The sequence below is a fragment of the Brevibacillus sp. SYP-B805 genome, from assembly GCF_011059135.1.
In the GTDB taxonomy this organism is placed as follows: Bacteria; Bacillota; Bacilli; order Brevibacillales; family Brevibacillaceae; genus Brevibacillus_F.
Genome location: NZ_JAALGD010000003.1, coordinates 159,634 through 172,861 on the forward strand (window position 1 = coordinate 159,634; position 13,228 = coordinate 172,861).

The window sequence follows — 13,228 nt, forward strand, 5'->3', positions numbered from 1 at the left end:
TCAGCGTACCAGCCCCTTCGGGAGGTACGCTGCTGCTTTTCACGTCTGTCTTCCCCACTGATCCAGGCGCCGCAGCCAGCCGACCGCTTCGATCACCCGGGAGAACGACCAAAATTCCGCCAGCACATGCAGCAGCCCAAACACCATGACGAACAAACATTCGAGCGAAAGGGGCAGGGTTGTCATCAGCCAAAAACCGGCGATGAAGCCGAGATAATTGGCCCCGGTATCCCCAAGCATCAACCGGTGCCGGGCGTCCGGAAAGAAGAGCAGGCAGGAGCCCGCCAGTGCCGGGATTATCCAGACATGGGCGGCGAGGCTGGCTTGGGACAGCAGCAGCGCGAGCGAGGCCAGCAGCCAGAATGCCTTGATCGCCCGCGTCGGCCGCACATCGAAGAGATTGAGCAGATTGGCCGCCAACGAAAGCAAGGCCGTATGCACCAGCAGTTCCGCGACGCCGTCCGACAAGGCCAACGATACCAGAAAAGCGGTGGCCCCGCCTCCCCACGCCTTCCACATCCCGCTGGTCATCCTGCCTTCCCGCAGCAGCGTGGTCACATGGCCGCGAAATCCCTTCACGTCCTTCTCCGCGGAACAATCATCCTGCCAGCCCCACAACGCCATGGCGACCGAGCCGCACATTAGCATCACCAATTCCCGCACGTGGATGGGGAACGCCCGGGTCCAATGCGCCGCCATGACCAGCACCGCGACGGTCAAGGCATGGTAGCAGAGTAGGAAAAGGCCGCCCGCCGTCGGAATGGCTCTGCCCAGATAATTCACGCGCACCATCCCCCTGCGCTGCAGCAGCCGCAGCCCGGTGCGAAACAAGACGAGATGCAGCACCGCCGGCAGCAGGACAGCCAGCGTCAGCATCAACCCCATCGGCTGGTCTCCCGTTCCTTCCATTTTTGGCCCAGCGCGCGTCCGATTGCGAAAAACTCGCGCCCCCTGTGCAAGCAGCCGTACCAATCGTTTCCCGTTTCCCGATGCGAAAAGGGGACGGCTACTTCCATGACCCGGAAGCCTGCGCGCAGGGCGTCGATCGTTAACCCCACCTCGATGCCAAACCCATGATCCAGCTGTCCTGCCGCCGCCAAGACTTCCCGTTTGACCGCCCGCTGCCCGGAGAGGGGGGCGCTCGGCATGAAGCCGGTCATCCATTGAATGCCGCGCCGTGCCAGTCCTTTTGCCAGGCCGAATCCCGCCCTGCGCGCAGGGCCTGGCAGGATGGCAATCGCCATGTCACATTCATCCGCCGCTACCGGCGCGAGGAGCCGGGCGGCATGGGCGGCACTCTCGCGCAAATCGCCGTCCAGCAGCAGAATGATTGCGCCGTTCGCCTGCCTCCATCCGGTCTGCAGCGCAAACCCCTTCCCACGGTTTGCGTCCAAACGGATCAGGCGGTCGGCCCATACCGCCGCATGCTCCGCCGTCCCATCCCTGCTGCCGTCGTCCACCACGATCAGTTCGTCACACGGGACATGGCTGCGGACCGCCCGCAGGGTCGCGGCGATGTGGGGCGCTTCGTTGTAGGCCGGAATAATCACGCTAACGCTTTTCAAGCTCCACCCTCTTTTCCTTCATCAACATCTGCACGCTCTCCAGCAGCTTCCACTGTTTGGCAGGGGAATCCGGCATGCTCTCGACATGAAGCCATTTGCTCCCGGACGGCAGCAGCCGGGCCCAGGATGGCAGTTCCCTCCCAATGATCAGGAGCGGGTCTTCAACCATCTGCCGGTCGGGTTGATAGGTCTGCACCTCCACGCCCACCGATTGCAGGACCCGCTGCAGCTCATCGATGCTCAGCTCCGGCGGATGCCAGACGTATACTTTCTGCCCCTGCAGATCTTCTGCGTACCGAGCGGCCATCAGATGGATCACTTCTTCATTGCTCCGCTCGACCTGAATGATCAGCCGGTTCACCTGCTGCTTCAACTCGTTGTTGCTTTTCAACGCTTTGTCGTACTTGGCTTCCATGCTGCGCAAAAACTCTTTTTCCGTCAGTGAAAACCAGGATTGGCCAGCCGTGCCGCCGAGCAGTATCCCGATGCCAAGCGCCAGAAAAATGGCGGCGATGGTGATCAGATGGTAGCGCACATGTATCATCGTCTGTCCCTAGAAAGAGAAGGTGCGCCACTGCACCCACAGCATCTGCCCGACATGCCGGGTTACCGGGTTGATGGCCAAGATCGCCAGGATCGGCACGAGCGAACAGGCGACGAACCACGCCCAGGTATTCCATGTCAGCCGGGGCTGATATAGCTGGCTTACCCCTTTGGCATCGATCAGCTTCGGGCCGATTTTGGTGCGGACAAGCAAGGTGCTGGCCATTCCTTTCCGTCCTTTTTCCAGAAAGTCGATCATGTTGGTATGGGTGCCAATCGTCACGATCAGCTGCGCCTGCTCTTCATACGCCAGCAGCATCGCGACATCTTCGCTGGTTCCTGGAGCCGGCAGCAGATGATAGGAAACGCCGAGCCTGGCTACACGCGCCTCCCCCGGAGCCCGTCCATCCGGATACGCATGCACCACAATCTCCGCTCCACAGCATAATGCCCGATCCGATACGCTGTCCAGGTCCCCGACGATCATGTCCGGCCGATAGCCGTTCTCCAACAGCGCATCCGCCCCCCCGTCAACGGCGATCAACACAGGGCGGCAATCCCTTATGTAGGAGGAAAGCATGCGCAGATCTTCCCGGTAGTGTTTGCCGCGCACCACCACCACGACATGCCGGTTGGCCATTGATGTGGCCAGCGGCAGTTTGCGCAGCGGCTTCAAAAACAAATCTTTTTCCCAGCTTGCGTACAACAGCGTGTTATCGATAAACGCCGACAGGGTACGATCCAGCTGCCGGTTGGCTTCCTGCCATTTGGCCCGGACGTCCGTCGCCAAGACCCGGCGCAGATGGGCAACCGTTTCCCAGCCGTCAGACGTTTTGCGCAGCAGTTGCTCGCCGGCTACCGCCAGCGTCGTCCCGTCCGGCAGATCCATCAGCTGCTCCTTCCCGCTTCCAACGGTTTCATAGAGCGGAATGCCGGCTTCCAGCAGCCTTTTGGCTCCCTCGGCCGGATACGTCCCCGTTAAAAAGGGAAACGTGTTGACCACGGCTCCCACGCGCGCCTCCAGCAGCGATTCGGCGGCCACTTCGTCCACATCGGCATGGGCCAGCAGGGCGATCTGGTTGGGCTGAATCCGTTTGCACAACTGCTTTGTTTTGCGGTCGGCGACGACTGTGGAAACAAACAGATCGGAGTAGGTTCGTTTGCGCTTCAACAAGATGCCCACCTCCAGCCTTAGTATGACAAATATTGCCGTCTCTCATTCGCCCAAAAGAAAAGAGATTGCGCAGCTGCACAATCTCTCGAATTCCTGTTAAAATTACCCGGCCGACACAGGCAGGGACCAATCTATGCCGCTTCAGTGCTTTACCGAAGGCGAGGCTTACGCTTTCGGAAGGGTCGCATAGTAGATGATCAGCGCATCGCAAAGCAGAAAGACGGCGAGGGATACCAGGCCGAATCCGACTGCAAATTTATTTCTTGCCTTCCAGGATCGGATGATTCCCGCGAAAATCAGAATGGTAAAAATGAACATCAGGATATCAAACAGATTCATGGGATGACAACTCCTTTAAGCATGATAAGCGAACCGGAATAGAATGCCACTTTTCATTATAGTGGGTACCTTCCCTTGAAACAAGTCGTTTCCCCAATTGTGACAAACCATTCACAATTGGCTTCGCCTGGCTGATATCTATTACGCTTCCCCTTTTTCCGGCAGCTCATCACCCTTTTTTTCAAGGACGTCGCCCCACCCAGATGGTCCAGCGATCCTTTTCCACAATCGGCCCCTGATCCGGTACCCGCTCCAGCATATAGGAAACCAGCTGCTGCAGCTCATCCTGCGTAAGCTCGTGCAGAATCGACCGGCCCTTGCGCGACAGAAGATCAGCCGCCAGTTCATCCGCGCCGGCATATACCTTGCGCGTTTCCCATGCATGCAGGTGGGCAATCGCCGTGAACCCCGCCGCCGCCAGTTCCCGGACCACCTTTTCCGCTCCCGGCCTGCGTGCTTCCTCCACCTGCAGGAGACGGGGAAAACAGGCAAAGAAATAGCCCCGCAGATGCTCGGCCGATCCCGGCAAGCGCACATCTTCCGGCGTCCGGTCCTGCAGGAGAATGGTTCCCCCCGGCTTCAGCAGCCGGAACGCTTCGGCCAGACAAGCAGGCAGATCGGGCAGGTGGTGAATCAGCGCCCGGGCAAAAAGGATATCGGCTGTCTGATCTTCCAGACCGGTTGCCGCCGCATCTCCCTGCTGAAAGGCGATCTGCCGGTATCCCCTGCAGTTCTCTTCGGCAGCCTCCAGCATCACGGGCGAGAAATCGATGCCGATGACACGCCCGGCTCCAAGGTCAGCCCAGGCTTTGGCGTAAATCCCGCCGCCGCACCCCAGGTCTACCACCGTTTTCCCTCTGGGGTCGGCCAACTCCACGATCAATGATGTCCAATCGGCATGCGCTTCCCTGCCGACATAGCTCGCTTTGTTCGTTTGCGCATGAAAATCGATGCCCATTCGCTTCACCTTCTTTCCAGGAGAATCATCCATTCGTCAACTTGCAGGGAAACCACCTTCCCCGCTTCCGTACGAACGGCGAAATACGCACGGGTCTGCGGCGGCGCGTTCAGGATCCATTCCTCTACCTGCTTTCGCTGTTCCGGGGAACGGGCCGTCCGCGCCACCCACTCCGGAAAAGCATAGGTTTTCTTGCGCAGCCGCGAGCGTTTCTCCTGCAGTCCGGCCTCATCTAGCCACGCCCGCCATTCGGAAACTGCCGGACAACGGACGTGGCTGCCATCCCGAAGCTTTTCCATGGTGTTTAGAAAGGCGGCAAGCTCCCCATCCTCCGGGGAGACATTGTCGATCAGGAGAAACATGCCGCCCGCCCGCAGCACCCGGCTTGCCTCCCTGATAAACCGGTCGGGCCGGGGAAAATGATGCGGCGCGATCCGGCAAGTGACAACATCAAACGCATCATCCAGAAAAGGCAGGGATTCGGCGTCCGCCACGACGTACCCGACGTTGTCGCACCCGCTTTGGCGAAGATGTTGGGCCGCTGCCTGCAGCATCTCCCTGGTTAAATCCGTCGCCAGCAGATGGCGCACGTATGGAGCCAGCGCCTTGACGACATGTCCGCCGCCTGTGGCGATATCCAGGCAATGCCAATGCGGCTGCGGGTTGAGCCATTCCACCAGGAGCTGCAAATCCTCTCCCTTCGCGTGGCTTTCGCTGGTAACATACTTGCCGGCATTGGCGCCAAACTGCTTTTGAACCTCCTGCTTCACCCTTTGCTCGTTTTCCATTCCGGATCACCTCTTGCTTTCACTATAGATCAAAACGTTGGGCGATTGTTATAGAATATTGCGAACTGTCTGTCAAGAAATTCGCCTGCAAGAGGGAGCATGTCCATAGGAAGCTGGACAGCTTCAGCGGCGTTAAAAAAGTGATCGCTTATCCGCTTTAGCAAAAAAGCCGACTCGCGCTTTCTGCGCTTTGTCGACTGGATGGTGAAGCATTATGGATAAGCTGGCTGCCTTTCAACCCGCCGAGATCCCGTTTCTCTCTTCAGAGGCGAGCTGCAGGGTAAGCAGCGCGATTTCCGGCGGGCACCACAATCTGACCGGCAGCAGGGTGGTGCCCACTCCCCGGCTGGTATACACCTGCAGGGAGGCGTTCTTTACCCGCTGCCAGCCATCTGGATATTTTTTTCCCAGCTGCGGGGTGAGCAGATGGCCCACAAGCGGCAGGCGAACCTGCCCGCCGTGGGTATGTCCGGAGAGCTGCAAGGAAACGGGATGGGCGGATGCCTGGTCGGCAACATCCGGCTCATGAACCAGCAGCACGACACAGCTGCCCTCAGGCACCCAATGCAGCGCCGCCGCCACATCGGGACGGCCGTACAGCGCATCATCCAGACCGGCGACAACCAGTTCGTCCGCTCCTCTCCGCACCCGGACATGGCTGTTGCGCAAGAGTCGAAACCCGCTCTGCACCAACGCCCGGGTGACCCCGTCCACCCCCGCCCGATAGTCATGATTGCCCAGAACGGCATACTTGCCAAGGGGCGGCCTCAATGCCGCCAGCAGCGGGATCGCCTCCTCCAGACACGCCACGTCCGTATCGACCAGATCGCCTGTAAAACAGATCATGTCCGGCTGCAGGGAGCGCAGCCGGTTGACCAGGCGCCGCAAGTCCTCCAGATCATGATAATGGCCCAGGTGAAGATCGCTGAAATGTCCGATACGCAGGCCGTGAAAGGAAGCGGGAAGGTCCGTCAGCCCGATGGCCAGTTCCCTTACCGCCAGACAGCGCCGTTCTGCAAACCGCTCAAAAAGACCGAAGCGGTCAAGCCAGCGCACGAGTCTCCGGATGGCGTCTTTTCCCCTTTCCCGTGCAGGGATGTTCCCGGGCCGCCCCGAGCATGCGTCAGGATTCATAACCGTTTACCACGAGATCCAGTTTGCCCGTTTCCGGATCGATGATCAGCCCGTGAACGGGAATGTCATCGGTCAGCAAGGGATGGCGTTTAATCATGCGCACGCTGTTTCTGACACTCTCCGCCACATCGTCAAACCCCCGGAGCCACCTGTCGAGATTAATGCCGGCATTTTGCAGGACCTCGATGGTCTCTTTCGGCACACCGCGCGCAACCACTTTTTCCAAAAACCTTTCCGAATGGATAGCGCTCATCCCGCAGTCATAATGGCCGACGACGAGAACTTCCGCAGCATTCAGCTCATAGATCGCCACCAGAATGCTGCGCATGATGCTGCCAAATGGATGGGAGACGATCGCCCCCGCACTTTTCACGTGCTTGAAATCGCCGTTTCGCAAATTCATCGATTTTGGAAGAAGTTCCACCAGGCGCGTGTCCATGCATGACAGCACAACGATCCGCTTGTCGGGGAATTTGTCCGTTTTGTACGCTTCGTATGCTTTGTTTTTGATGAATTCCTGGTTGAACGACAAAATGTCCTGCAGAATGGTCACGTGCCACCGCCTCCTATATGATCAGGCTCGCCTATAGGACAAGCCTATCGGTTTGATAATCTTTATAGATTGGATTTCTCGCATATTTCCTGGTAAAAACAAGGTAAATGTCAGAATAATGAGGTGGCTGGAAATGTCCAAAAACAGATGGGATGCAACACTCTATGATACCAAATTGTCCTTTGTTTCCGAACTGGGAAAAAGCATGATCAGCCTGCTTGACCCCCAAAAGGGCGAGCGGATTCTTGACATCGGCTGCGGGACCGGGGATCTGGCGGCGCAGATCGCGCTCAGCGGTGCCATTCCCACGGGCATCGATCTTTCTGCCGACATGATCGACAGAGCCCGTCAGAAATATCCGGCCCTTCGCTTCGAGGTGGCCGATGCCCAAACGTATCGGACGGATGAGCGATACGATGCCGTGTTCTCCAATGCGGCGCTGCACTGGATGAAACAGCCGGCATCCGTTATCCAATCGGTCTGGCTCGCCCTGCGGCCCGGCGGACGATTCGTGGCGGAATTCGGGGGCAAAAGCAATATCGGCAGCATCCTGGATGCGATCGCACAGGTGCTTACGCAAAGAGGCATTGATGCCGAAGAGCGCAATCCGTGGTATTTCCCATCGGTTGGCGAATACAGCGTTCTTTTGGAGCAGCAGGGCTTTCGGGTGACATATGCCGCCCATTTCGACCGTCCGACCCCTTTAGGGGATGATGAGCATGGTCTAACGCACTGGCTGGATACATTTGCCAAAGACTTTTTCCACGATTTTTCTCCTGCAGAGAAAGCGCACGCCTATCAGGAGATCGCTGACATCCTGCGTCCCCGCCTGTATTCGGACAACGGCTGGACAGCGGATTACAGCCGCATTCGGATTCTGGCGGTAAAGCCCGCAGAGGTGAAGTAGCCCTGCAAGCATTTTATCATAGGGCATTCTCCTGCGCGAGACATAGCACGCAGGAAGGGGCGCGAACGGACAGTAAAGTGGAAAATGGGAGGTGATCCTGCAATGACACATGCTGGGGAGGCCCATATGAAACCATTATCCCCTTTTGCACAGATACAAACGGAGAGACTTATCCTGCGCACACCACGCCCTGGCGACGAACATGCCATCTTCGCCATCCACGCCCATCCAGAAACCAATCAACACAACCCTGCCGGGCCGATGAAAGACCTGTCGGAAGCGCAGCAGCGCCTTTCCCGGTGGATGGAGGATTGGTCGGTGCACGGCATTGGATACTGGTGCATCTCTACACGGAACGATCCGCAGGTTATCGGGGTGAGCGGCGTTCGGGTAATGGAATGGTCTGGTCGTCAAGTGTTGAACCTATACTATCGATATGTACCCGATGCATGGGGCAAGGGCTATGCGACCGAAGCGGCAAAAGAAGCCGTTAAAGCGGCGAATCGCCATTTGCCAGCGCTGCCCGTAGTTGCCCGAACACGCCCGACCAACATTTCGTCCATGCGGGTGGCGGAACGGGCAGGGCTCGTTCGCCGACCGGAATTGGATACAGCTGAGCATGTGGTGTACGCCATCGGGTGGTGACAAAACAAACCGTGCGCTTCTTTCGTTGGGTGTTCCAGGCAGAAAAAGCCGGGCTATTAAGTCCGTTTACGGTTTAACGGTTTGGCCTGCCAAAATAAAACATCCCCTTTATCGGTTTTTTTGGAAACCGATAAAGGGGGAAATGGATTTATGCAGCATATGTATCGCTAACTGATCTTCGCCTCGATGCGCAGCTTGTCCGCCACCATCGCGATGAATTCGCTGTTGGTGGGTTTCGCCTTGGTATTGGAGATGGTGTAGCCGAACAGGTTGGAGATGGAATCGAGGTTGCCCCGCGACCAGGCCACTTCGATCGCATGGCGGATCGCCCGCTCTACCCGGCTTGCGGTGGTGTTGAATTTCTTGGCGATATCCGGGTACAGCACCTTCGTGATGGAACCGAGAAGCTCGACATCGTTATACACCATGGTGATGGCTTCCCGCAGATAGAGATAGCCTTTGATATGGGCCGGGACACCGATTTCGTGAATGATATTGGTGATGCTGGCGTCCAGATTGCGTCCTTTGACAGCCAGCCCAGTGACCGGCTTCACCGTAGAGACCAGCGGTGCAGCGGCCTTGTTGTTCATGATCTGGCGGATGCGCTGGGCCAGCACTTCCATGTCAAACGGTTTCAGAATATAGTACGCCGCCCCCAGCTCCACCGCCTTCTTCGTGATTTCCTCCTGCCCGAAAGCCGTCAGCATAATGATTTTCGGCTGCGGAGAAAGGCGCATCGCCTGAATCTGCTCCAGGACGGCCAACCCATCTAAATGGGGCATAATAATGTCCAGAATCAGGATATCAGGAATCCGCTCCTGCAAAATCTTCAGGACGTCATTGCCATTGAAGGCCACACCCACCACTTCCATGTCGCTCTGGCTGCTGAGGTACTCTTCAAGAAGATTTACAAATTCCCGATTGTCATCTGCCAACACGATATTGATCCTGCTCAAAATCTGTTCCTCCTTACGATCCTGGTAATCGCCATTTTGTAAAAAATGAGTGGCTGCTGGAACTAAGATGTATATCAAAAATCGTGGCTTCCCAAAAGTTTCAGCGTTTCCAAGTCAAACTATTCGACAAGGGATATGCAGTTCCTGCCAATGACGAAAGATTGAATGATTTTTCCGATTATTCGACAATATTTTGCGTAATCCGATATGCGATAGACCGCCCCCGAAAAGAGGCGGTCCGCCTGTCAAGCTGCCTTCCCACCATCCATCTGCGCAGAGGGGGATGTGGAGCGTATCGGTATGCCTGCATCCTGCAGCATCCACTCGATAAAACAGCCGTATCCGGATGTGGGATCATTGACAAACACATGGGTAACCGCTCCGACCATCTTGCCGTTTTGAATGATGGGGCTGCCGCTCATTCCCTGCACGATGCCGCCTGTCTTCTCCAGCAACCGCTTGTCGGATACCTTGATGATCATCCCTTTTGTAGCCGGGAAATGCTGCTTGACCACGTTGACGATCTCGATATCAAACGCTTCCACTTCCTGCCCGTCCACGACCGTCAGGATTTTGGCCGGCCCCTCCTGCACCTGTTCCGCCAGAGCGATGGGGATCGGTTCCCGATAGACGCCGCGCTTCGGCTGGGCTTTCATCCGGCCGAAGATGCCAAAGGGCGTGTTTTTGGTGATATTGCCCAGCACTTCGCTTTCATTGTAAAAGCGGGCCAGCTTTTCCCCCGGATTGCCGCTTTTCCCTTTTTCGATGGACGTGACGCGCGCCTGAATGATTTGGCCGTCTCCCACTTCGATGGCCTGACCTGTATCCACGTCGGAAATCATGTGGCCCAGGGCGCCGTAGATACCGCTTTTCGGCTCATAAAAGGTCAAGGTGCCTACACCGGCTGCCGAATCCCGGATGTAGAGCCCCATCCGCCATTCGTTGTCCTTGATATCCCTGGCTGGCATCAGGGAGAGGGAAAGCTTCTCCTTCCCGCGAACCACCAGCAGCTGCAGCGGTTCGTTTTTGTTCCCGGCTTCATTTACCATCTTCTTCACATCGTTCATATCATTGATAAACAGATCGTTCATCTTGATGATCATGTCGCCCACATGAACACCGGATCGCTCTCCCGGCGAATACTTTTCTTTTCCGTTGTTTACCAGGTGATGGCCGACGACCAGAACGCCTGCGGTTTGCAGCTTCACCCCGATCGATTGGCCGCCCGGTATGACACGCAAGTCAGGCAGGACGTTTACTTTCAACGCCTTCAGCGGGATATGGCGCCATTTCAGCTGCAGCCGGGCCTCGCCCGCCTTCTTCGGCTCTACGGATAAGGGTTGACTGAGATCGACCGGTACCTCCCGTGCTTTTTTCCCGTTGACCGCGACGATCTCCGGATTGCTGTTCACCAATGTACCCATGACCGGCATCGAAACCTGTACCTGTTTTTGGCTTCCTTCAAACAGTCGCAATTCATTTGGTACGGAAGTGAGGTTCTGAAACGGTGCTGATGTCACGATCAGCGCGGTGATGATGAGGAAGAGACATCCCGTCCATAGTCTTCTGTATTGGCGGATCACCAGCAATCACTCCTACGTTGCCTACCTACACCTGTTGATGCACCTCCATTGGGTATCTTTAATGTTGCCGACAGCCTGCGGGATTATGACAGTAAAATAACCCCGCCGACTTAAGCGAACGCTCCACCCACTCGGCGATAGCTAACGCTGCGCCGAGTGGGGTCCCTTGCTGGTGTCGGCGGGGGCCCCAAACATAACCCCGCCGACTTAAGCGAACGCTCCACCCACTCGGCGATAGCTAACGCTGTGCCGAGTGGGGTCCCTTGCTGGTGTCGGCGGGGGCCCCAAAACTTTTTTGTGACTTTATCACTTTCATGAACTTACACTTTCTGATCTGCCCAAAAAGCTGTCTTGACAGCCTTGCGTTCTTTTCCCAACAGAATCATTTCCCGGGCATGTTCCGCCGTTGTTTGGGTCACCGCTGCGCCGCCGAGCATGCGGGCCAGTTCGTTAACCCGCTCTTCCTCCGACAGCAGGGTGACGGTCGTGACGGTTTCCCGCTCATCCATCTCTTTGCGGATATAAAAATGGGCGTCTGCCAGGGAAGCCACCTGCGGCAGATGGGTGATGCAGAGCACCTGCCTGTTTTGGGCCACCCGGGCAAGCTTCTCCGCGATGGCCTGCGCCGCCCGGCCGCTTACACCGGTATCCACTTCATCGAAAATCAGGGTCTCCACCTGTTCGGCATCGGCCAGGATCGTCTTGATCGCCAGCATGATGCGGGACAATTCCCCGCCCGAGGCGATCTTGGCCAATGGGCGCAGCGGTTCGCCCGGGTTGGGCGAGATCAGGAATTCCACCTGATCCATTCCGCTTTCATCCACATAGCGTTTGACCCCTTCCACCTCGATGCCGTTTTCATCAGGCCGCTGGCGCACTTCAACGGCAAAGCGGGCGCGCTCCATGTGAAGTTCCTTTAACTGCTGCTCGATGGCGGCGGCCAGCTTCCCTGCGCACTCCCGCCGGATCATGCTCAGTTCCAGCGCCTCGACCGCCAAATCGGCGGCCAGTTCGCGCAGCTTCGCCTGCAGCTGCTGCAAACGGTCGTCATAATGCTCCATCTCTTCCAGCTCGTCCTGGATCGACGCGGCATACTCCAGGATTTCGTCGACGCTTTTGCCGTACTTGCGCTTCAGGCCTTGAATCACATCCAGCCGCCGTTCCACCTCGGCCAGTTCTTCCGGATCGTATTCCACCCTGTCCGCGTACTGGCGGAGCTGGCGCGCCAGGTCTTCCACCTGATAGTAGGCCGACTGGATCGCTTCAACCATCGGGGCCAGCCCGTCGTCATACTGCTGAATGCGCTCCAGCTCGCTCATGGCATGGCCGAGCCAATCCAGGCCGCGCTGATCTCCGTGCAGGGCGCGGTAGGCAGCCTGAATCCCGCCGAATATCTTTTCCATATGGGCCGATTTCTTCCGCATGCTGTTCAGGCGCTCGTCTTCCCCCGGCTGCAGGGCGGCTTCCTCGATCTCCCGCAGCTGATAGCTCAGCAGATCGATACGGTGCATCAGTTCCCGCTCGTTTTTGGCCATGCGCTCCAGATCCTGCCGGGTTTTCCGATAGGAGGCGTACAGGGCGGCATATTCCTTTTTGGCCGCCGCCAGCTGCTGTTCGCCAAACGCGTCCAGCCAGGCGATATGCTTGTCCGCATGCAGCAGATCGTGGGCATCGTGCTGTCCGTGAACGGTCACCAGCCAGGGGCCAAGCTCGCGCAGCATGGCCAGCGTCACCAGCTGGCCGTTGAGCCGGATAATGCTTTTGCCCTGCAGGGAGATGTCCCGTTTGACCACCAGCATGCCATCCTGGTCCACCTGCACGCCAAATCCTTCGCAGATTTTCAGCGCGGGATGGCCCGGGGGCAGCTCGAACAAGCCTTCCACTTCCGCGCGCTTTTCGCCGTAGCGGACGAAATCGACGGAGCCGCGTTCCCCCAGCAGGAGGCCGAGGGCATCGATGATGATCGACTTGCCGGCGCCGGTCTCTCCGGTCAGGATATTCAGGCCGCGCTGAAACGAGATGGTCACGGACTTGATAATGGCAAAATTGCGGATTGTCAACTCCAGGAGCATGGCGTCCCCCC

14 protein-coding genes are annotated in these 13,228 nt (G+C 57.6%); 2 read left to right on the top strand and 12 right to left on the bottom strand.

Annotation, left to right across the window (positions count from 1 at the left end; translation table 11 throughout):
* Positions 1-39: 39 nt before the first annotated feature.
* The 9 genes from G3578_RS05745 to G3578_RS05785 all read right to left on the bottom strand — a co-directional run bounded on the left by G3578_RS05745 (position 40) and on the right by G3578_RS05785 (position 7,054).
* Positions 40-885: a UDP-N-acetylmuramyl pentapeptide phosphotransferase gene (locus G3578_RS05745; RefSeq protein ID WP_165209861.1), complete on the bottom strand. Its 846-nt coding sequence runs from the start codon at positions 883-885 to the stop codon at positions 40-42.
* Positions 876-1,565 (bottom strand): glycosyltransferase family 2 protein, encoded by a 690-nt coding sequence (locus G3578_RS05750; RefSeq protein WP_165209864.1) that lies wholly within the window; start codon positions 1,563-1,565, stop codon positions 876-878. The genes G3578_RS05745 and G3578_RS05750 overlap by 10 nt, the downstream gene beginning before the upstream one ends.
* Positions 1,552-2,109 carry a copper transporter gene (locus tag G3578_RS05755; RefSeq protein ID WP_165209867.1) on the bottom strand — a complete coding sequence of 186 codons (558 nt, stop codon included), beginning with the start codon at positions 2,107-2,109 and terminating at the stop codon, positions 1,552-1,554. Before G3578_RS05755 ends, G3578_RS05750 begins: the two co-directional genes overlap by 14 nt.
* A 9-nt stretch (positions 2,110-2,118) precedes the next feature.
* Complete coding sequence (gene steA / locus G3578_RS05760) at positions 2,119-3,282, bottom strand: putative cytokinetic ring protein SteA (RefSeq protein ID WP_165209870.1); 1,164 nt, start codon at positions 3,280-3,282, stop codon at positions 2,119-2,121.
* A 165-nt stretch (positions 3,283-3,447) separates the two neighbouring features.
* Positions 3,448-3,621: a DUF2759 family protein gene (locus tag G3578_RS05765; protein WP_165209873.1), complete on the bottom strand. Its 174-nt coding sequence runs from the start codon at positions 3,619-3,621 to the stop codon at positions 3,448-3,450.
* A 181-nt stretch (positions 3,622-3,802) separates the two neighbouring features.
* Positions 3,803-4,579, bottom strand: coding sequence for a class I SAM-dependent methyltransferase (locus G3578_RS05770; protein WP_165209875.1), 777 nt, complete (start codon positions 4,577-4,579; stop codon positions 3,803-3,805).
* Positions 4,580-4,584: 5 nt separating this feature from the next.
* Positions 4,585-5,367, bottom strand: coding sequence for a class I SAM-dependent methyltransferase (locus G3578_RS05775; protein ID WP_165209878.1), 783 nt, complete (start codon positions 5,365-5,367; stop codon positions 4,585-4,587).
* Between the two features lie 234 nt (positions 5,368-5,601).
* Positions 5,602-6,423 carry a metallophosphoesterase gene (locus G3578_RS05780; RefSeq protein WP_165209880.1) on the bottom strand — a complete coding sequence of 274 codons (822 nt, stop codon included), beginning with the start codon at positions 6,421-6,423 and terminating at the stop codon, positions 5,602-5,604.
* A gap of 67 nt (positions 6,424-6,490) precedes the next feature.
* The gene (locus G3578_RS05785; protein ID WP_165209883.1) at positions 6,491-7,054 is read right to left on the bottom strand and encodes a carbonic anhydrase; all 564 of its coding nucleotides are present in this window, start codon (positions 7,052-7,054) and stop codon (positions 6,491-6,493) included.
* Positions 7,055-7,187: 133 nt separating this feature from the next.
* On the opposite strand from G3578_RS05785, the gene G3578_RS05790 reads away from it, so the two are divergent.
* Positions 7,188-7,961 carry a class I SAM-dependent methyltransferase gene (locus G3578_RS05790; RefSeq protein ID WP_165209886.1) on the top strand — a complete coding sequence of 258 codons (774 nt, stop codon included), beginning with the start codon at positions 7,188-7,190 and terminating at the stop codon, positions 7,959-7,961.
* 126 nt (positions 7,962-8,087) lie between these two features.
* The gene (locus G3578_RS05795) at positions 8,088-8,606 is read left to right on the top strand and encodes a GNAT family N-acetyltransferase (protein ID WP_165209889.1); all 519 of its coding nucleotides are present in this window, start codon (positions 8,088-8,090) and stop codon (positions 8,604-8,606) included.
* Between the two features lie 167 nt (positions 8,607-8,773).
* Here the strand turns inward: G3578_RS05795 and spo0A are convergent, their stop codons facing one another.
* From spo0A to recN, 3 genes are all read right to left on the bottom strand, one after another.
* Positions 8,774-9,562 (bottom strand): sporulation transcription factor Spo0A, encoded by a 789-nt coding sequence (gene spo0A, locus G3578_RS05800; RefSeq protein ID WP_165209892.1) that lies wholly within the window; start codon positions 9,560-9,562, stop codon positions 8,774-8,776.
* A 245-nt stretch (positions 9,563-9,807) separates the two neighbouring features.
* Positions 9,808-11,145: a SpoIVB peptidase gene (spoIVB, locus tag G3578_RS05805; protein WP_165209894.1), complete on the bottom strand. Its 1,338-nt coding sequence runs from the start codon at positions 11,143-11,145 to the stop codon at positions 9,808-9,810.
* A 320-nt stretch (positions 11,146-11,465) separates the two neighbouring features.
* Entirely contained in the window at positions 11,466-13,217 is a 1,752-nt protein-coding gene (gene recN, locus G3578_RS05810; RefSeq protein ID WP_165209897.1) for a DNA repair protein RecN, read from the bottom strand.
* Positions 13,218-13,228 lie beyond the last annotated feature (11 nt).